Below are 18,783 nucleotides of genomic sequence, written 5' to 3'. Positions count from 1 at the left end.
GATTCGGCCAACGGCGAAGCCCCTCGCGGTGTGCGGCAGGATTCGTGGGGTTGGCCCTGCGGAGGGATTGCGCAGGGGACGCCGTGAATCCATCCCTGGAGGCTCGGGCGCGCCATCCATGGTGGTTACGCCCCTGCGCAATCCCTCCGCAGGGCCACGGACAGTTTCCGTGCGCCGCCACCACGGAATGAAGAAGGAAGAGCAGGAGCGGGTCGCGCGCTTTGCGCGCTCGTCGCCCGGGGTCGGATCCCTTTCCCGGTGGGAAAGGGCTCTGACCCCTGATGATGCCGGAGCCGAGCATGGGCTCGGCTCTACAGCTGCGTCGGCTCAGTGACCGCGCACGCGCTTGATGATCTTCGCGGCATCGGCGGCGCTGGCGCGCACCTTGTCCCATTCGCCGCCGGCAATCCAGTTGCCCGGTACCATCCACGAACCGCCGATGCAGACCACGTTCTTCTGCTCCAGGTATTCGGCGGCGGTGTTTTCGGTGATGCCACCGGTCGGGCACAGCTTGAGATCGGCGACCGGGCCGGCCAAGCCCTTGATCATCGCCAGCCCGCCCACGGCCGTGGCCGGGAACAGCTTGCACACGCGGAAGCCGCGCGCATACAGCGACAGCAGTTCGGTCGGCGTCGCCGCACCGGGCACCACCGGAAGCGGTGCCGTCGCCAGCGCATCGGCCAGTGCCGGCGGCGTACCCGGGGTCACCAGGAAATCCGCGCCCGCGTCGATGGACTGCTGCATCTGCTGCACGGTCAGCACTGTACCGGCACCCACCACCACATCAGGCAGCTCGCGCTTGAGCATCGCCAGCGCTTCCATCGCCACCGGCGTACGCAGGGTCAGCTCGATCGCCGGCAAGCCGCCTTCCAGCAGCGCGGCACTCACCGCACGCGCCTGGTCCAGCGTATGAATCGTCACCACCGGCAGGATGCCCGCCGCACGCAACAGCTCCGCCGCCTTCACCTGATGTTGTTCGATACCCATAGCTCTGCTTCTGCCTTTGCTTCCGAATTTGATTTTCAATGATCACTTCGCGGCGTTGATGCGCCGGAAAGTGTGACGCGGCGGAGGACAGGCCGTCGCCAGGACCGTTCGCGCCATGGATGGCGCGAACGAGCCTACAGGGACGTATTTACGGCGTGTCCTGGCGACGGCCTGTCCTCCGCCGCCACCAGCACACTCACCGCCGCAACACACCCGCAACGCTCCTCAACCCTCAGGCATCCTTCGCCTCATGCGGCGCCGCCGCCGCCGCGGCATCGTGCCCCAGCTCGTATTCCGCGTCGTACTCCCATGGCCCGCCATCGGCCGCTGCCGGCCCGCAGGAAATCGAAATCGCGCCCTGATCGGCCGGGCCCACCACGCGACGGTTGATCGCGAACAGGTTGCGGCCCAGGTCATGCGCCGCCGGCGCGGTGTTCGGCGCCAGCGAGCGCGCCGCCCATTCGGCCGCATCCACCAGCACTTCCAGCGTGCCGGCCTCGCCATCGAGGCGGATCATGTCGCCCTCGCGCACCTTGGCCAGCGGGCCGCCCCGTGCCGCTTCCGGGGTCACATGGATCGCCGCCGGAATCTTGCCCGAGGCGCCGGAGAGGCGACCGTCGGTGACCAGCGCCACGCGCCGGCCCTGGTTCTGCAGCAACCCCAGCAGCGGCGCCAGCGAATGCAGTTCCGGCATGCCGTTCGCGCGCGGGCCCTGGTAACGCACCACCGCCACGAAATCCTGCGGCAGCAGGCCGCCGGCATGCAGCTTGTTCAGCACCTGCGGCGCATCGACCACCACCGCCGGTGCTTCGATCGTGCGGTACTGCGGCTTCACCGCCGACAGCTTGATCAGCGACTTGCCCAGATTGCCGCGCAGCAGTCGCAGGCCACCCTGGTGTTCGAACGGATTGTCGACGCCACGCACCACCTCGTCATCGGCGCTGCGTTCCAGGCCCGGCAGGTAGACCAGCTGGCCGTCGCGCAGCTGCGGCTCGCGGGCGTAGTCGGCCATGCCGCCACGGGCCACGCTGACCAGGTCGCCGTGCATCAGGCCGGCCTTGATCAGTTCGCCGAACACGAAGGCCGGGCCACCGGCAGCGGCGAAGCGGTTCACGTCGGCTTCGCCGTTCGGATAGACGCGGGCCAGCAGCGGAACCAGCTGCGACAGCTCGTCGAAATCGTCCCAGGTCAGCACGATGCCGGCTGCGCGGGCCACGGCGATCCAGTGGATGGTGTGGTTGGTCGAGCCGCCGGTGGCCATCAGCGCGATGACCGCGTTGATGATCGCGCGCTCGTCGATGATCCGGCCCAGCGGGCGGAAGTCGTCGCCCAGCGCAGTGATGTCCAGTGCGCGTTCGGTCGCTTCGCGGGTCAGTGCATCGCGCAGCGGCGTGCCTGGGTTGACGAACGACGCCCCCGGCAGCTGCACGCCCATCGCTTCCAGCAGCACCTGGTTGGAGTTGGCGGTGCCATAGAAGGTGCAGGTGCCGGCACCGTGGTACGAGGCGGACTCGGCCTCCAGCAGTTCTTCGCGGGTGGCTTCACCGGCGGCGTAGCGCTCGCGCACTTCGGCCTTCTGCTTGTTGGGGATGCCCGGCGTCATCGGGCCGGCCGGCACGAACACCGCCGGCAGGTGGCCGAAGGCCAGCGCGCCGATCAGCAGGCCGGGCACGATCTTGTCGCACACACCGAGGTAGACGGTGGTGTCGAACATGTCGTGGCTGAGCCCGATCGCGGTGGCCTGGGCGATCACATCGCGCGAGAACAGCGACAGTTCCATGCCGCCGCGGCCCTGGGTGACGCCGTCGCACATCGCCGGTACGGCGCCGGCGACCTGCGCAGTGGCGCCCAGTTCGCGCGCAACCGCGCGGATCTGTTCGGGGTAGGTCTCGAACGGCTGGTGTGCCGACAGCATGTCGTTGTAGGCGGTGATGATGCCCAGGTTCGGCGTCACGCCGCCGCGCAGGCGGCTCTTGTCGGTGCCGCCGCAGGCAGCGAAGCCGTGGGCGAGGTTGCCGCAGCTCAGGCGGCTGCGGAACGGGCCGTCACGCAGGGAGGCGTCGATTGCCGCAAGGTAGGCGGCGCGCGAGGCGGCGCTGCGGCGGATGACGCGCTCGGTGATGGCATGCAGTTGCGGATGGAGGCTCATTGGCTACCGGCGTTCGTGGTGGCGAGAGGCAAGCGGCGGCAAGGCACCGCCGCCGACGTCAATCAGCCCAGTGGACGCGCAGGCGCGCGCCATCCAGGTTGATCGCATTGAGGATCGGGTACTGCTGGGCGTCATTGCTGTCCAGCGCCTGGCGCAGCACCTGCAGCTTCTGCTTGCCACGCAGCAGCAGCAAGCGCTGGCGGCATTGGCGCAGGCCATGCGGGGTCAGCGTGATGCGCAGCGGCCACTGGTTGGCACCCGGGCAGCCGGTGGCATCCAGCGCGGCGTAGGGCAGGGTGCTTTCCAGGGCGCGGGCCAGGTCCTTAGAGCCCGGGAACAGCGAGGCGGTGTGGCCGTCATTGCCCATGCCCAGCGCGACCACGCTCGGCGGCTGGCTGTGCTGGGCCTGCAGGTTGGCGGTGTAGACACATTCCGGCAGCGGCTTGCCGATCCGCACCAGCGGATCGAAATGGGCACCGTCGGCGCGCTTGAGCAGGTGCTCGCGCACCAGCCAGGCGTTGCTGTCGCGGTCCTGCGGCGACAGCCAGCGCTCATCGGCCAGGCTCACTTCAACCCGGTCCCAATGCACGTCCAGTTCGGCCAGGGCCTGGTAGACCGGCGCCGGCGTGGTGCCACCGGAGAGCAGGATGCGGGCGCGGCCCACTTCATTGATGTCGTGGTTGAGCGTCTGCGCCATCTCGGCGGCTACCGCCTCGATCCAGCCATCGGCATCGCCATGGGAGATGAAGTCGATGCGGTCGTCGTGGAAAGCGGGGGTCATGCGGCAACTCCTGGTGCGTCACGTTCGGCGTCGGCGGCGTAGGCAGCAGCACCCAGCAGCCCGGCGTGGGGGTGCATCACCGCCAGCGACGGTACCCGCGCCATGATTGAAGAGAAGCGGCCCTTGTGCTCGAAGCGCTGGCGGAAGCCGGAGTGCTGCAGCGAGTCGAGCATCTTCGGAGTCAATCCGCCGGTCAGGAACACGCCGTCCCAGGCGCCCTGGGTGAGTACCAGATCGCCGGCAATGGCGCCGAACACGGCGCAGAACACATCCACGGTGCGCATCGCCTGCGGATCACCGTGCAGGGCGCGGGCGGTCACGTCCACCGGCTGCAGCTGGCCCGGGTCGATGCCGGCCATCTCGCACACGGCGCGATGGATGTTGACCAGGCCGGGGCCGCAGATCAGGCGCTCGTTGGAGACGCGGCCGAACTGTTCGGAGAGGATCTCCAGGATGCGGATCTCCTCCGGCGTTCCCGGCGGGAAGCTGACATGGCCGCCTTCGGTTTCCAACGGGTAGCAGCGGCCGTGGCGCAGGATCAGGCCGCCGACACCGAGGCCGGTACCCGGACCGATCACCGCATAGTTGCGCGGCTGGCCCGGCTTGCCCGGCACCCAGGCGGCGCCGCCGACCTGGACCACGTCCTCGGGCTGCAGCAGCGAGATCGCCATCGCCTGTGCGGCGAAGTCGTTGATCAGGTGCAGCTCGTCGAACCCGAGCATGGCGGCGGTGCGGCTGCGCGAGATCACCCACGGATGGTTGGTGATGCGCGCTTCGTCACCATCCACACGTCCGGCCACTGCGAACACGCCGCGGCTTGCCGTGGCGCCGATCTGCTCCAGATGGTGGCGCGCGGCATCACCGAGCGAAGGGAACTCGGCCACCGCGTACTCGCGGATGCTGTCCTTAAGCAGCGGCGCGTCCAGCGAGGTGTCGGCCAGGGCGAAGCGGGCGTTGGTACCGCCGATGTCGGCAACCAGCACCGGCTGTGAGCCGGCACTCATGCCGACGCTCCGCTGTCGGGTGCGTCCACGCCCTGCGGCAGGAACTCCGTGGCGTTGCTCGGGCCCCACTGGCCGGCGGGGTAGGGTTCCAGCGGCAGCTTGGCCTCCTTCCACGCATCGGCGACGCTGTCGATCCAGGCCCAGGCCGCGCGCACTTCGTCGTCGCGCACGAACAACGTGTGGTTGCCGTTGAAGGCATCCAGGAACAGGCGTTCGTAGGCGATGCGGCGATGCAGGCCGGTCGGCACCGACAGTTCCAGTTCCAGCGGATGCAGTTCCAGTGCGCCCCATTCCGGGCCGGCCAGGCTGCTCATCAGGCCCAGCTCGATGTTCTCCTGCGGCTGCAGCTGGAACACCAGGCGGTTGGGCGCGGCCTGCGCACGCTGCGGGCGTTCGAACAGCCAGTGGGTGACCGGCTTCAGCGTGACCACCACGCGGGTGGTGCGCTCGGGCAGGCGCTTGCCGGTGACCAGGTGGAACGGCACGCCGCTCCAGCGCCAGTTGTCGATGTGCGCGGTGACGCCGGCGAAGGTTTCCACGTCGCTGCCTTCCGGCGGCTGGTAGGCCTGCGCCGGCTGGCCGTTGATGGTGCCGGCGGTGTAGCGGCCGCGGATGCTGTCACGCGCGGCGTGCTTGGCACCCAGCGGACGCAGGGCGCGCAGCACCTTGACCTTCTCGTCGCGGATGCGGTCGGCTTCCAGCGAGGCGGGCGGTTCCATCGCCACCATGCACAGCAGCTGCAGGATGTGGCTCTGCACCATGTCGCGCAGCGCGCCGGAGCGGGCGTAGTAGGCGTCACGGCCGTCCACGCCTTCGCTCTCGGCCACCAGGATGTGCACCGATTCGATGTAGTTGCGGTTCCACACCGCTTCCAGCAGCGTGTTGCCGAAGCGCAGCGCGATCAGGTTCTGCACCGCGGCCTTGCCGAGGTAGTGGTCGAGGCGGAACACGCGGTCCTCGTCGATCCACTGGCCGATGGTGCTGATGATTTCCTCGGCGCTCTCGCTGTCGCTGCCGATCGGCTTCTCCAGCATCAGCCGTGCCGGCGCGGCCAGGGCGCCGCCCTTGGCCAGGCCTTCGCAGGTGGAGATGTACAGGCCCGGCGGGATGGCCAGGTAGCTGACGCACCTGCGGTGCACCAGGTCGGAGACCGCGGCGGCGACCGAGTCGACGTCGCGCAGGTCGACCGAGCGGTAGTCGATGCGGCGCAGCAGGGCGCCGATGTCGTCCTGCGTGGCCATCGGCATGGCCTGTTGCAGGCGTGGGCGCAGGATGTCATGGAACGCTTCGGTGTCATGCCCGGACAGGGCCAGCGCACGGATGCGGAAGTCCTCCGGCAGCAGGCCGTCGCCAAGCAGGCGAAGCAGCGAAGGGAACAGGTAGCGCTGGGCCAGATCACCTGTGGCACCGAACAGGAAGAGGGTGTCGTGCATCGCTCGAGTTTCAGATCCGGGTGACATCGTTGTCAATCGCTTCATGGCTGGGTTCGGGGGACATCCGCGCAACTGCCTGTCCGAGGCTCGTCTGGGACGTTTTCCGGGGCTCCGGAAGAACGTTCCTTTCGAAACCACTGCCTCCGCGGACGCTTCGTTCTTCCGCCGACGCAGATCGGTGCGCACCGATCATCGGATAGTGCCACGTGAAAACGTTTACATGGCAGAATGGGCAACTGTATTCGATTGCAGTGCTCGCCGTCATGCGGCAAGCGCGCAATCATCACTGCCATCGGGAGGGCCGAGGCAGTCCCAAAAGACAGCCCGGCTTCGGGCGGACCGGATAGGTGATATGGCAAAAGTGCAGTTGCAGGGTGTGCGCAAGGTCTATGACAACGGCCAGGTCGCGGTGAAGGACGCCACCTTCGAGGTCGCCGACGGCGAGCTGATGGTGCTGGTCGGCCCGTCCGGCTGTGGCAAGTCGACCCTGCTGCGGATGGTGGCCGGCCTGGAAGAGATCAGCGGTGGCACGCTGACCATCGGCGACCGCGTGGTCAACGACGTGGCGCCGAAGGATCGCGACATCGCCATGGTGTTCCAGAGCTACGCGCTGTACCCGCACATGACCGTGGCCGAGAACCTGGCCTTTGGCCTGAAGCTGCGCGGCCATGACAAGGCCACCATCGACAAGCGCATCGCCGAGGCGGCGCAGACGCTGGGCCTGACCGAGATGATGGACAAGCTGCCCAAGGCGATGTCCGGTGGCCAGCGCCAGCGCGTGGCACTGGGTCGTGCGCTGGTGCGCGAGCCGGCGGTGTTCCTGCTCGACGAGCCGCTGTCCAATCTCGATGCCAAGCTGCGCCACAGCGTGCGCACCGAGATCGCGCAACTGCACCGCAAGCTGGGCACCACCATGATCTATGTGACGCATGACCAGGTTGAAGCGATGACGCTGGGCCAGCGCATCGTGGTGCTCAAGGACGGCGTCATCCAGCAGATTGACACGCCGATGGCCCTGTACGACCGCCCGGCCAATCTGTTTGTCGCCGGTTTCCTCGGCAGCCCGGCGATGAACGTGCTGCGCGGCACGCTGCAGGGCGATGCCGGCGGCGTGACCGTGGTCGACGGGCAGTGGCGTGCGCCGCTGGGGCAGGCCACGATCGATCCGGCGTGGCTGCAGAAGCCGATCGCGGTGGGCGTGCGTCCGGAGCACCTGCAGCCGGCCGCTGCCGACGATGCGCATGCGTTCACCGCGCGCATCGAAGGTATCGAACCGGTCGGCAACGAGATCTTCGTCAACCTCAGCAGTGGCCAGCATGCACTGACCATGCGCGTGGCGCCGCAGTCGCTGCCGGGCGTGGGCGAGGACATCCGCGTGGCGATCCACCCGCAGGGCCTGCATTTCTTCGATGCGGAAAGCGGCGAACGTCTGTAAGCGGCGGTAGCGCCGGGCCATGCCCGGCGTCATGAACGACGTGCGGACCAGCGGTCCGCACTCACCCGATTTTGTAGAGCCGAGCCCACGCTCGGCTGCTTCATCAGGGGTAAAACCTCAGCGCGCCAGGCCGTCCAGCAGCGGCACCCGCTGCGCGACCACGCCGCCCACCTGCAGCTCCGCATCACTGGTTTCCAGCGGCAGCACCGCCAGTGCCAGATCGCCGGCCACGCTGGCAATGCTGCCCAGCGCTGCGCCGTCCTGCAGCACGCCATCGCCGGCCCGTGCCGGTGCCGCAGTGTGCAGCAGCTGCACCGCGCGCTTGGCCTTGCCGAGGAAGTGGGTGCGGGCCACGATTTCCTGGCCCGGGTAGCAGCCCTTCTTGACGCTGTAGCCATTCAGGCGGTCCAGACCCAGCTGTTGCGGGGTCCACACCTCGCGCTGGCTTTCTTCCAGCCGCGGCACGCCGTAGCGCAGATCGGCTTGGCGCCAGGCCAGGGCGAACGCGGCCTCATCGGTTTCGCTGCCCGCTGCAAAGGCATCGGCGGCGCCAATGCGCAGGGTTCGCGGCAGGGCATCGCTGCCCAGGTCCAGCTCCCAGCCATCACCTGCGGCCTGCGCAGTCGCAGCGCCGCTGGCGGCCTCGGGCGCAGTGAAAGCCCCGGCCACCGCCAGATCGTCGCGCACCTGCACCTTCACCTTGCGGCGGAACACGAAGCGCTGCAGTTGCGACGCAATCGCATCGGCATCGCCATCCGCCAGCACCAGCATCACGTGGTCGTCGGCCAGCCGAAGCAGCTGGAACACCGCCAGGGTACGGCCCTTGGCGCTCAGCCAGGCACTCCACTGCCAGTGCTGCAGGGGCAGGGCGGTGACATCGCTGCTGAACTGGGCGTGGGCAAAGACAGCCGCATCCGGGCCCTGCAGGCTCAGCAGCTGGTGGCCGGGCAGGCGCGGATATCCGACGAAAGCAGGGGGCAGGTTGTCAGGCACGTGAACGAGGTCTAAAATTTGTGCGTTGCGAGACCGAACATGATAGGCCAAACAACCCCCACTCCCGACGACGAATCTGAAGCCCCGCTGGTCCCTGCGGCACCCGTGCCCGTGGAACAGGAAAAAGCAGAGGAATTCGGCGGCCGCGGCGGACTTGATCCGGTGCGGTATGGCGATTGGGAGAAAAACGGACGCTGCATCGATTTCTGATCAGCATTGAGCCAACGCGGCCGCGTGCCGCCCAGCCGAGACAACGAGCCCAGCGAATGGCGACCAGACAACGCCCACTTTCCCCGCACCTTCAGGTGTATCGCTGGCAGATTCAGATGGCCACCTCGATCCTGCATCGAGCCACTGGCGTCTTTCTGTCTGTTGGTGCCCTCATCATCGCTGCCGGCCTGCTGGCCCTGATGATGGGGCCCGAGTCCTGGAACTGCTTCACCGGCCATGCCGGGGCCTGGTATGGCCGCGTGTTCCTGTTCGCGTGGACATGGTCGTTCGCCTATCACCTGTGCAATGGCATCCGCCATGTGGTGCAGGACTTCGCCATCGGCTTCAGCATCCCCGCCTTCATCCGCAGCAGCTGGCTGTCGGTCACCGGCAGCCTGGTGATCACCCTGCTGGTGTGGGCCTATGTGATGTTCGGAGGTGCCGCGTGAGCAAGTTCCGTACCCCGTTGAAGAACGTGCGCGGCCTGGGTTCGGCCAAGACCGGCACCGAGCACTTCGTGCACCAGCGCCTGACCGCCGCCGCCCTGGTGGTGCTGGGCATCTGGTTCCTGGTCTTCGTGCTGGGCCTGCTGGGCTCGGACTACGCCACCGCCGCCGCCGCCGTGGCCAAGCCGTGGAACGCGGTGCCGCTGATCGGCCTGCTGATCGCCATGTTCTGGCACGCGCAGCTCGGCATGCAGGTCGTGCTGGAAGACTACATCCACGAATCGCTGCTGGCCCTGGTGCTGCAGACCGCGGTGAAGTTCGTCGCCGTGCTCGGCATGATCGTCAGTGTGTTTGCGGTGGGCCGCATCGCCCTCGGCGTTGCCTGAGCCCAGGCACCTACACAGGAATCCAGATTAGATGTCCGCTTACAAGATCACCGAACACAAGTACGACATGGTCGTGGTCGGCGCCGGCGGTGCCGGCCTGCGCGCCACGTTCGGCCTGGCCGCCAAGGGCCTGCAGACCGTGTGCCTGACCAAGGTCTTCCCGACCCGTTCGCACACCGTTGCCGCCCAGGGCGGTATTTCGGCCGCACTCGGCAACATGGGCGAGGACGACTGGCGCTACCACTTCTTCGACACCATCAAGGGGTCGGACTGGCTGGGCGACCAGGACGCCATCGAGTACATGTGCCGTGAGGCCATCCCGGCCATCATCGAGCTCGAACACTACGGCGTGCCGTTCTCGCGCACCGCCGAAGGCAAGATCTACCAGCGTCCGTTCGGTGGCATGACCACCAAGTACGGCGAAGGCCCGGCGGCGCAGCGTACCTGCGCGGCGGCCGACCGTACCGGCCACGCGATGCTGCACACCCTGTACCAGCAGTCGCTGAAGCACGATGCGCGCTTCATGATCGAGTACTTCGCGCTCGACCTGATCTTCGATGAGGAAGGCGCCTGCCGCGGCGTGCTGGCCCTGGACATGTCCGACGGCACCCTGCACCTGTTCCGCGCCCAGGGCGTGGTACTGGCCACCGGCGGCTACGGCCGTGCCTACTTCAGCGCCACCTCGGCGCACACCTGCACCGGCGACGGTGGCGGCCTGGCCATGCGTGCCGGCATCGCCATGCAGGACATGGAGTTCGTGCAGTTCCACCCGACCGGCATCTACGGCGCCGGCTGCCTGATCACCGAGGGTGTCCGCGGTGAAGGTGGCATCCTGCGCAACAGCAGCGGCGAGCGCTTCATGGAGCGCTACGCGCCGCACTACAAGGACCTGGCCTCGCGCGACGTGGTCAGCCGTTCGATGACCATCGAGATCCGCGAAGGCCGCGGCGTCGGCGAGCACAAGGACCACATCCTGCTCGACCTGACCCACCTCGGCCCGGGCGTGATCGACGACAAGCTGCCGGGCATCGCCGAAAGCGCCCGCATCTTTGCCGGCGTCGACGTGCACAAGCAGCCGATCCCGGTCATCCCGACCGTGCACTACAACATGGGCGGCATCCCGACCAACTACCACGGCGAAGTGGTGCAGAAGGTCGGCGACAACGACAATGCCGTGGTGCCGGGCCTGTACGCCATCGGTGAAGCGGCCTGCGTGTCCGTGCACGGCGCCAACCGACTGGGCTCGAACTCGCTGCTGGACCTGGTGGTGTTCGGTCGTGCGGTGGCCAACCGCTGCGCCGAGACCATCAAGCCGGGCGCATCGCACAAGCCGCTGCCGGCCGATGCCTGCGACAAGGCGCTGGGCCTGCTGGACAAGCTGCGCCACGCCAACGGCGATACCCCGACCTCGGTCATCCGCGATCGCATGCAGCGCACCATGCAGGCCGACGCGGCCGTCTTCCGCACCAGCCAGACGCTGAAGGAAGGCTGCGAGAAGATGGACAAGATCTTCGACTCGTTCCAGGACGTGAAGGTCTCCGACCGTTCGCTGGTCTGGAACTCGGACCTGATCGAGACCTACGAGCTGAACAACCTGCTGCTCAACGCGGTGGCGACGATCAACTCGGCCGAACAGCGCAAGGAAAGCCGTGGTGCGCATGCGCACGAGGACTATCCGGACCGCGACGACGTCAACTGGCAGAAGCACACCCTGGTCAGCGTCGACGAGAAGGGCAAGTGCAGCTTCGACTACCGTCCGGTGCACATGTACACGTTGACCGACGACGTGTCCGTGGTGCCGCCGAAGCCGCGCGTGTACTGATCCGACCCCGCCTACCATGCAATCCGCGCCCAAGGGCGCGGGCCGCCTGAGCCAACGAGAGCAGCCATGGCCGAGTTTTCACTCCCCAAGAATTCCAAGATCACGAAGGGCAAGCACTTCCCCGTCAAGAACGGCGGCAAGAACGTGCGCACCTTCAAGATCTACCGCTGGAGTCCGGACGACGACAGCAACCCGCGCACCGATACCTATGAAGTCGATCTGGACGCCTGTGGCCCGATGGTCCTGGACGCCCTGATCAAGATCAAGAACGAGATCGACCCGACCCTGACCTTCCGCCGCTCGTGCCGCGAAGGCATCTGTGGTTCGTGCGCGATGAACATCGACGGCACCAACACCCTGGCCTGCACCCGAGCCATCTCGGACTGCGGCAAGAAGGAAGTGCCGATCTACCCGCTGCCGCACATGAACGTGGTCAAGGATCTGGTTCCGGACCTGACCCACTTCTACGCGCAGTACGCCTCGATCAAGCCGTGGATCCGCACCCAGACCCCGGCACCGCCGGACCGTGAGCGCCTGCAGTCGCCGGAAGACCGCAAGAAGCTGGACGGCCTGTACGAGTGCATCCTGTGCGCCTGCTGCTCGACCAGCTGCCCGAGCTACTGGTGGAACGGCGAGCGTTACCTGGGCCCGGCGATCCTGCTGCAGGCCTACCGCTGGATCATCGACTCGCGCGATGAGGACACCGGTGCGCGCCTGGACGATCTGGAAGATCCGTTCAAGCTGTACCGCTGCCACACCATCATGAACTGCGCCCGGACCTGCCCGAAGGGCCTGAACCCGGCGCTGGCGATTGCCGAAATCAAGAAGCTGATGATGGAACGCCGCGCCTGATCAGGCCTGGCGGTACCCGGTAGAGCCACGCCACGCGTGGCTGTGCCACCCCAGTAGAGCCACGCCATGCGTGGCTTTGCTGTATCTGGAGAAGCACGATGGAAGAAGATGTTCTGCTGAAGAAGCTTCGCTGGCGCTGCCGCCGCGGCATGCGCGAGCTGGACCAGCTGTTCGGCCGTTACCTGGACCACGAATGGAGCACTGCGCCGACCGAAGAGCGCGAGGTTTTCCTGTTCCTGCTCGATTGCGAGGACGATAAGTTGTGGCGCTGGTTCATGGGCTATGAGGCCTGCCCACATGCGCATGCGATCCCCCTCATGCAGAAGATCCTCGCCCTCAAGCCTTGAGTGGCGCCCTTCGCGGCTGCAGGCCGCCGCCCAGTTGGCGGTGCTGCTGGCCGCGCCGTGGCTGCTGCGCGCGTCGGATCTGCCGCCGCGGCTGTTGACGCCCGCAGTGTTGCTGGCCTGGGGCATCGGGTCGGCCGAACTGGCCTGGCACCAGCGCAGGCCGCGGGTGCAGGTGCTACTGCCTGCGCTTCCCGGGCCACTGCAGGTGGCCGGGCAGGACATCGATGCACCCCGCCTGGTGGTGCGCGGCCCCTGGCTGCTGTTGCTGTGGCGTGCGGGCCGGCGCCGCCGGCGCCTGCTGTTCTGGCCCGATGTGCTCGATTCCGGGCAGCGACGTGAACTGCGACTGGCCGTGGCCGCACGCAGCGTTTCCCGTCGGCCCCGGTCAATGGCACCATAAGCTGAATTGACTGGCGTGCCTGCATGTTCAAACCCATTCCCGTGGCGATCGGCCTGCGCTACTTGCGTGCCAAGCGCCGCAACGGCTTCATCTCCTTCATCTCGATGGCATCGATCCTGGGCATCGCGCTCGGCGTTACGGTGCTGATCACCACCCTGGCGGTGATGAGCGGTTTCCAGAAGGAAATCCGCAGCCGCCTGCTGCAGATGACCGCGCACACCACCATCAGCCGCGACGGCGAGCCGATGCCGGACTGGATGCGGGTGGTCGACGTGGCCAGGAAGGACCCACGCGTGGCCGGCGCCGCACCGTACATCGAGATCCAGTCGATGATCAGCGGTCCGCGTGTGCAGGGCGCGATCATCCAGGGCATCGATCCGGCGCTGGAGCCGAAAGTCTCGGTGATCGACAAGAAGGTCACCAAGGGCAGCTATGACAGCCTCAAGCCGGGCAGCTTCAACCTGCTGCTGGGCAAGGAGCTGGCGATCTGGCTCGGCGTGGACGTGGGCGACCAGGTGCTGGTGACGTTCGCCGAAGTGCAGGGCACGCCTGCCGGCGCGGTACCACGGATGAAGCGCTTCACCGTCAGCGGCATCTTCGAGGCTGGCTACAACGAGGTCGACCGGGGGGTCGGCTTTGCCAACATGAAGGATCTCGAGCGCGTGCTGCGCAGCGACGGTGCCACCGGCGTGCGGTTGAAACTTCACGACATGGACCGCTCGCTGGAAGTGGGCGTGGACCTGGCGCAGAGCCTCGGCGGTGCCTACCGGGTGAGTGACTGGACCCAGCAGAATGCCAACCTCTACCACTCGCTGCGCATGGAGAAGGTGGTGATGGGCATCCTGCTGTCGCTGATCATCGCCATGGGCGCCTTCAACCTGGTGTCCTCGCAGGTGATGCTGGTGACCGACAAGCAGGCCGACATCGCCATCCTTCGCACCCTCGGCCTGACCCCGGGCGGAGTGATGCAGGTGTTCATGGTGCAGGGTTCGCTGATCGGCATCTTCGGCACGCTGGCCGGCCTGATCGGCGGCATCACCCTGACCCTCAATCTGGAGCGCATCCTGGGCGCCATCGAGAGCGTGTTCAACGTCAAGCTGCTGCCGGAGGATGTGTACTACATCACCGGCCTGCCGACTGACATGCAGACCGGCGACGTGGTGGCGATCACCGTGGTCGCGCTGCTGATGAGCTTCCTGGCCACCCTGTATCCCGCCTGGCGGGCAGCACGCACCCAGCCGGCGGAGGCCCTGCGTTATGAATAAGGTCTTCAATCGCGGCGATGAAGTGATCCGTGCCGAGGCACTGGGCAAGACCTACGCCGAAGGACGCATGCAGACCCCGGTGTTCGATGGCCTGGACCTGACCGTGACCGCCGGCGAAACCGTGGCGATCATCGGTGCCTCCGGTGCCGGCAAGAGCACGCTGCTGCACCTTCTGGGTGGGCTGGACATTCCGACCGCAGGTGAGGTTTACGTGACCGGCCAGCGCATGTCGGCGCTGTCGGACACCGCGCGTGGCCTGCTGCGCAACCAGGCGCTGGGCTTCGTCTACCAGTTCCACCATCTGCTGCCCGAGTTCACCGCGCTGGAAAACGTGATGATGCCGGTGCTGCTGGCCGGTACCGCCGTGGCCGAGGCGAGCAGCCGGGCCACCACGCTGCTGGAGGCGGTCGGCCTCGGCCATCGCCTGGACCACAAGCCGGGCGAGCTGTCCGGTGGTGAGCGCCAGCGCGCCGCTGTGGCCCGTGCGCTGGTCAATCATCCGGCCTGCGTGCTCGGTGACGAGCCGACCGGCAACCTGGATGACCGCACCGCTGGCACCGTGTTCGAGCTGATGCTGGAACTCAACCGCGCCCGCCACACCAGCCTGGTGCTGGTCACCCACGACCGCAGCCTGGCGCGTCGCCTGGACCGGGTGCTGGAACTGCGCGAAGGGCGCCTGCACGCGCTGGCCCACGCTGACGTCTGAGGCGCTGGCCCGCTTTGGTAGAAGCCGACCTTGGTCGGCTGTTCCTGCAGGGCAGGCGCCCACCAAGGTTGGCGGCTGGCGGAATCCGGAGCCTTGGGCCTGCTTTGGTGGAGGTCGACCTTGGTCGACCGCCGACCGGCGCCTGAATGGGGCTGCCGGTCGTCGCGCCGGCGTTGCTGCCCCAAGCGCATGATGGCGATAGTTCCCCGAGGAGATCGCCATGAAGACCCCGCTCCTGATGGCCGGACTCTGCCTGGCGCTGGCCGCCTGTGCGACCACCGGCCGGCTCAGCAGCACCGAGAAGCTCAACCTGTACCGTGCCCACGCCGGCGCGCCGCAGAACGACATGCAGTTCTTCGGCACCCTCAATGGCTGGACCGAGCTGGGTGACAGCGCGCTTGCGGTATGGACGCGTCCCAGCGAGGCCTACCTGCTGGAGTTGAGAGGGCCCTGCCAGGACCTGCCATATGCCACCGCCATCGGCCTGACCAGCCAGATGAATCGTGTTTCGGCGCGTTTCGACAAGGTGCTGGTGCGCGACCCTGCCGGCGGCCCGCGCATGCCCTGCTTCATCGACAGCATCCGCAAGCTGGACGTGAAGGCGCTACGCGCCTCCGAGCAGGAGCTGCGCCAGGCGCAGGTGCAGGAGCGCGAGGAAAACACGAAATAGCGTGGTAGTGCCGGCCGCTGGCCGGCATCGCGCAGACGCCAGGGTGCCGGCCAGTGGCCGGCACTACCTGCGTCTCAGGCTTCCGGGGTGAAGCCGGCCGGCTTTTCCGCATCCTTTTCGAACAGGAACTTGACCAGTTCGCCTTCCAGGAACGCGCGATGCTGCGGCGTGCGTGGCGACAGCCGGTTCTCGTTGATCAGCATGGTCTGATGCGCCAGCCATGCAGCCCAGGCCTGCTTGCCGATGCTGTTGAAGATGCGCTGGCCCAGTTCGCCGGGATAGGGCACGAAATCCAGGCCCTCGGCATCGCGTTGTTCGTACTGGCAGAAGACGGTTCGGGACATGGCGTTCACTCGTGGTTGCGGGATTTCTTGGACGTGCGCTTCGGCGCCTTGATGCTGGCGCCATCGAGCAGCTTGCGGATCGGCGCCGGCAGGCCCAGCGCCGGCAGCTCATCGGCAGCCACCCAGCGCAGCGTGGGTTCTTCCACGCGCAGACCGTGCACCTGCCGCGACAATACCTGCAGGTGCAGCTTGTAGTGGCTGAAGGTGTGCTGCAGCACCGGCAGTTCTTCGGCGTCTTCCAGCGAGCCTTCGACATGCGCGTCGAACCAGTCCTGCAGCTCGCTGCCGGCCTCGGCCTGCGGCAGCGTCCACAGCTGCGCCCAGATGCCGGTGTCCGGCCGCTTCTGCAGCAGCACGCGCTGCTGGTTGTCACGCAGCAGCAGGGCCACCGCTTCGCGCTCGGGCAAGGTCTTGCCCGGCCTGGGCGTGGGCAGATCGGCGGTGCGGCCTTCGCGGCGTGCCACGCAGTTGTCCTGCAGCGGGCAGATCACGCAGGCCGGTTTGGCGCGGCTGCACACGGTCGCGCCCAGGTCCATCTGCGCCTGGGTGTAGTCGGCCATGCGCCCGGCCGGGACCTGCGCCACGTGCGCCTCGGCGATCGTCCACAACTGCTTCTCGATGGCCGGCAGGCCCGGGAAGCCATCGATGCCGTGGTAGCGGCTGAGCACGCGCTTGACGTTGCCGTCGAGGATCGCGAACGGGTCGTTCCAGGCCTGGCTGAGGATCGCCCCGGCGGTGCTGCGGCCGATGCCGGGCAGGGCATGCAGCGCGTCGAAATCGCGCGGCAGGTCAGCGCCGTGCTGCTCCACGCAGCGCTTTGCGGCGGCATGCAGGTTGCGTGCGCGGGCGTAGTAGCCGAGCCCGGCCCACTGTGCCATCACCGCGTCGTTGCTGGCGGCGGCGAGGTCGGGCAGGGTCGGGAAGTGTTGCAGGAACCGCTGGAAATACGGGATGACCGTGGCCACCTGGGTCTGCTGCAGCATGATTTCCGACAGCCAGACCCGGTACGGGCTGCGCGGGTGCTGCCAGGGCAGGTCGTGGCGGCCGTGGTCGTCGAACCAGGGCAGCAGGCGGGTAACGAACCCGTCGGTCTGCGTGGTTCCGGCGCTGGCGTGCGGCTGGCGGGGCATCGGCGTTCCGGAGCTGGGCAGCCAGCCATGGAGCGGCTCTACCAGATGTCAGTAGAGCCACGCCATGCGTGGCTGCGGTGTATCAGGCGCCCAGTGCTTCGGGCAGCAGGGCGTCGACGAAGGCTTCCGGATCGAACACGCGCAGGTCTTCCGGGCGCTCGCCGATACCGGCGAACCGGATCGGAATGCCGAACTCGCGGGCCAGCGCGAACACCACGCCGCCCTTGGCGGTGCCGTCCAGCTTGGTCACCACCAGGCCGGTCACGTTCACCGCAGCATTGAACTGGCGCAGCTGCGACAGCGCGTTCTGGCCGGTAGTGCCATCGATCACCATCAGCACTTCGTGCGGCGCGGTGGGATCGATCTTGCCGAGTACGCGGCGGATCTTGCCCAGCTCGTTCATCAGGCCGGACTGGGTGTGCAGGCGGCCGGCGGTGTCGGCGATCAGCACCGAGGTGCCACGGGCCTTGCCGGCCTGCAGCGCGTCGTACGCCACCGATGCGGCATCGGCGTTCTGTCCCTGCGCGACCACGGCCACGCCGTTGCGCTCGCCCCAGGCCTGCAGCTGGGCCACTGCGGCGGCACGGAAGGTATCGCCGGCGGCCAGCATCAGGCTGTGGCCGTCATCCTTGAAGCGCTTGGCCAGCTTGCCGATGGTGGTGGTCTTGCCGACGCCGTTGACGCCGACGGTGAGCACCACGAACGGCTTGGCATTGCGGTCGATCAGCAGCGGCTTGGCCACTGGCTGCAGGATCGCGATCAGCTCGGCGCGCAACGCGGCCAGCAGCGCATTGGCGTCGGCGAACTCGCGCGACTTCATGCGCTTGCGCAGGCCCTCCACCAGATCGGTGGTGGCACCCACGCCGACGTCGGCGGTGATCAGTGCGGTCTCCAGCTCGTCCAGCAGGTCGTCGTCGAGCTTGGGGTTGCGCGAGAACAGGCCACCAAAGCTGCGCGCGATGACGCTGTTGCGCAGGCGTTCGCGCCAGCCGGGCTTGCCGGCCGGGGCCGGAGCGGCATCGACCAGCACCGGCAGATCGGCGGCCGGGGCGACCGGCGCCTCGGCCGGAACGACTGGAGCCAGCGGGGCAAGCACGGCGGCCGCGGCGAGCGCTTCGGCCTGCACGTCTTCGCTCGCACTGACCGGCTGAGCCGCCGGTACGGCGGGCGCTTCAGCGACGGGCGCCGGTACGGGGGCCGGTTCCGGTGCAGGTGCGACGGCTTCGGCCACTGGTGCGGCGGGCGCGTCTTCGACCGGTGCGGCCGACGGGAACGCCGCCGCCAGCTCTTCAGCCGAGTAGTGCTGGGTCTTGGGCGCCTCCGTTGCGGGGGCATCCTGGGGCTTCTTGCGGCGGAAAAAACTGAGCATTGGCAAAAGGCGCTGAAATCAGGGGGATATGCTACCACTCGGGCCTGTCGGGCC

The 18,783-nt window shown here is 67.6% G+C and carries 20 protein-coding genes; 11 read left to right on the top strand and 9 right to left on the bottom strand.

The window, feature by feature from the left end; all coding sequences use genetic code 11:
• Positions 1-327: 327 nt before the first annotated feature.
• From ARC23_RS08650 to zwf, 5 genes are all read right to left on the bottom strand, one after another.
• Positions 328-987: a bifunctional 4-hydroxy-2-oxoglutarate aldolase/2-dehydro-3-deoxy-phosphogluconate aldolase gene (locus ARC23_RS08650; RefSeq protein WP_057496874.1), complete on the bottom strand. Its 660-nt coding sequence runs from the start codon at positions 985-987 to the stop codon at positions 328-330.
• 232 nt (positions 988-1,219) lie between these two features.
• Complete coding sequence (gene edd / locus ARC23_RS08645; protein ID WP_057496873.1) at positions 1,220-3,136, bottom strand: phosphogluconate dehydratase; 1,917 nt, start codon at positions 3,134-3,136, stop codon at positions 1,220-1,222.
• Positions 3,137-3,194: 58 nt separating this feature from the next.
• Positions 3,195-3,917, bottom strand: coding sequence for a 6-phosphogluconolactonase (gene pgl / locus ARC23_RS08640; protein ID WP_057496872.1), 723 nt, complete (start codon positions 3,915-3,917; stop codon positions 3,195-3,197).
• A complete protein-coding gene (gene glk, locus ARC23_RS08635; RefSeq protein WP_057496871.1) occupies positions 3,914-4,921 on the bottom strand; it encodes a glucokinase in 1,008 nt (335 codons plus the stop codon). Before glk ends, pgl begins: the two co-directional genes overlap by 4 nt.
• Positions 4,918-6,354 (bottom strand): glucose-6-phosphate dehydrogenase, encoded by a 1,437-nt coding sequence (gene zwf, locus ARC23_RS08630; protein WP_057496870.1) that lies wholly within the window; start codon positions 6,352-6,354, stop codon positions 4,918-4,920. Before zwf ends, glk begins: the two co-directional genes overlap by 4 nt.
• A gap of 352 nt (positions 6,355-6,706) precedes the next feature.
• Between zwf and ARC23_RS08625 the strand changes: the two genes are divergently transcribed.
• On the top strand, positions 6,707-7,789 hold the full coding sequence (locus ARC23_RS08625) for an ABC transporter ATP-binding protein (protein ID WP_057496869.1): 1,083 nt from the start codon (positions 6,707-6,709) through the stop codon (positions 7,787-7,789).
• 117 nt (positions 7,790-7,906) lie between these two features.
• Here the strand turns inward: ARC23_RS08625 and ygfZ are convergent, their stop codons facing one another.
• A complete protein-coding gene (gene ygfZ / locus ARC23_RS08620) occupies positions 7,907-8,782 on the bottom strand; it encodes a CAF17-like 4Fe-4S cluster assembly/insertion protein YgfZ (RefSeq protein WP_057496868.1) in 876 nt (291 codons plus the stop codon).
• Positions 8,783-8,821: 39 nt separating this feature from the next.
• Between ygfZ and ARC23_RS21295 the strand changes: the two genes are divergently transcribed.
• The 10 genes from ARC23_RS21295 to ARC23_RS08575 all read left to right on the top strand — a co-directional run bounded on the left by ARC23_RS21295 (position 8,822) and on the right by ARC23_RS08575 (position 15,886).
• Positions 8,822-8,992: a DUF1674 domain-containing protein gene (locus tag ARC23_RS21295; protein ID WP_005409075.1), complete on the top strand. Its 171-nt coding sequence runs from the start codon at positions 8,822-8,824 to the stop codon at positions 8,990-8,992.
• A 56-nt stretch (positions 8,993-9,048) separates the two neighbouring features.
• The gene (gene sdhC / locus ARC23_RS08615) at positions 9,049-9,441 is read left to right on the top strand and encodes a succinate dehydrogenase, cytochrome b556 subunit (protein ID WP_005409076.1); all 393 of its coding nucleotides are present in this window, start codon (positions 9,049-9,051) and stop codon (positions 9,439-9,441) included.
• Entirely contained in the window at positions 9,438-9,824 is a 387-nt protein-coding gene (sdhD, locus tag ARC23_RS08610; RefSeq protein WP_005409077.1) for a succinate dehydrogenase, hydrophobic membrane anchor protein, read from the top strand. The genes sdhC and sdhD overlap by 4 nt, the downstream gene beginning before the upstream one ends.
• 31 nt (positions 9,825-9,855) lie before the next feature.
• Positions 9,856-11,646: a succinate dehydrogenase flavoprotein subunit gene (gene sdhA / locus ARC23_RS08605; RefSeq protein WP_057496867.1), complete on the top strand. Its 1,791-nt coding sequence runs from the start codon at positions 9,856-9,858 to the stop codon at positions 11,644-11,646.
• A gap of 66 nt (positions 11,647-11,712) precedes the next feature.
• Complete coding sequence (locus ARC23_RS08600; RefSeq protein WP_005409079.1) at positions 11,713-12,498, top strand: succinate dehydrogenase iron-sulfur subunit; 786 nt, start codon at positions 11,713-11,715, stop codon at positions 12,496-12,498.
• A gap of 98 nt (positions 12,499-12,596) precedes the next feature.
• Positions 12,597-12,845, top strand: coding sequence for an FAD assembly factor SdhE (locus ARC23_RS08595; protein WP_005409080.1), 249 nt, complete (start codon positions 12,597-12,599; stop codon positions 12,843-12,845).
• Positions 12,796-13,245 carry a hypothetical protein gene (locus ARC23_RS08590; protein ID WP_057496866.1) on the top strand — a complete coding sequence of 150 codons (450 nt, stop codon included), beginning with the start codon at positions 12,796-12,798 and terminating at the stop codon, positions 13,243-13,245. Before ARC23_RS08595 ends, ARC23_RS08590 begins: the two co-directional genes overlap by 50 nt.
• 23 nt (positions 13,246-13,268) lie before the next feature.
• The gene (locus tag ARC23_RS08585) at positions 13,269-14,510 is read left to right on the top strand and encodes a lipoprotein-releasing ABC transporter permease subunit (protein WP_057496865.1); all 1,242 of its coding nucleotides are present in this window, start codon (positions 13,269-13,271) and stop codon (positions 14,508-14,510) included.
• The gene (gene lolD / locus ARC23_RS08580; protein WP_014036806.1) at positions 14,503-15,216 is read left to right on the top strand and encodes a lipoprotein-releasing ABC transporter ATP-binding protein LolD; all 714 of its coding nucleotides are present in this window, start codon (positions 14,503-14,505) and stop codon (positions 15,214-15,216) included. The genes ARC23_RS08585 and lolD overlap by 8 nt, the downstream gene beginning before the upstream one ends.
• 220 nt (positions 15,217-15,436) lie before the next feature.
• Positions 15,437-15,886, top strand: coding sequence for a DUF6491 family protein (locus ARC23_RS08575; RefSeq protein WP_057496864.1), 450 nt, complete (start codon positions 15,437-15,439; stop codon positions 15,884-15,886).
• Between the two features lie 74 nt (positions 15,887-15,960).
• On the opposite strand, the gene ARC23_RS08570 is transcribed toward ARC23_RS08575, so the two are convergent.
• From ARC23_RS08570 to ftsY, 3 genes are all read right to left on the bottom strand, one after another.
• Positions 15,961-16,230, bottom strand: a complete 270-nt coding sequence (locus tag ARC23_RS08570; RefSeq protein ID WP_057496863.1) for an oxidative damage protection protein — start codon at positions 16,228-16,230, stop codon at positions 15,961-15,963.
• Between the two features lie 5 nt (positions 16,231-16,235).
• Entirely contained in the window at positions 16,236-17,360 is a 1,125-nt protein-coding gene (gene mutY, locus ARC23_RS08565) for an A/G-specific adenine glycosylase (RefSeq protein WP_057496862.1), read from the bottom strand.
• Positions 17,361-17,442: 82 nt separating this feature from the next.
• Positions 17,443-18,729: a signal recognition particle-docking protein FtsY gene (gene ftsY / locus ARC23_RS08560; protein WP_057496861.1), complete on the bottom strand. Its 1,287-nt coding sequence runs from the start codon at positions 18,727-18,729 to the stop codon at positions 17,443-17,445.
• Positions 18,730-18,783: the final 54 nt, after the last annotated feature.

The sequence above is a fragment of the Stenotrophomonas beteli genome (assembly GCF_001431665.1).
In the GTDB taxonomy this organism is placed as follows: Bacteria; Pseudomonadota; Gammaproteobacteria; order Xanthomonadales; family Xanthomonadaceae; genus Stenotrophomonas; species Stenotrophomonas beteli.
The sequence above is the reverse complement of the archived record's forward strand: the minus strand, read 5'-3'. Positions and strand labels throughout refer to the sequence as shown.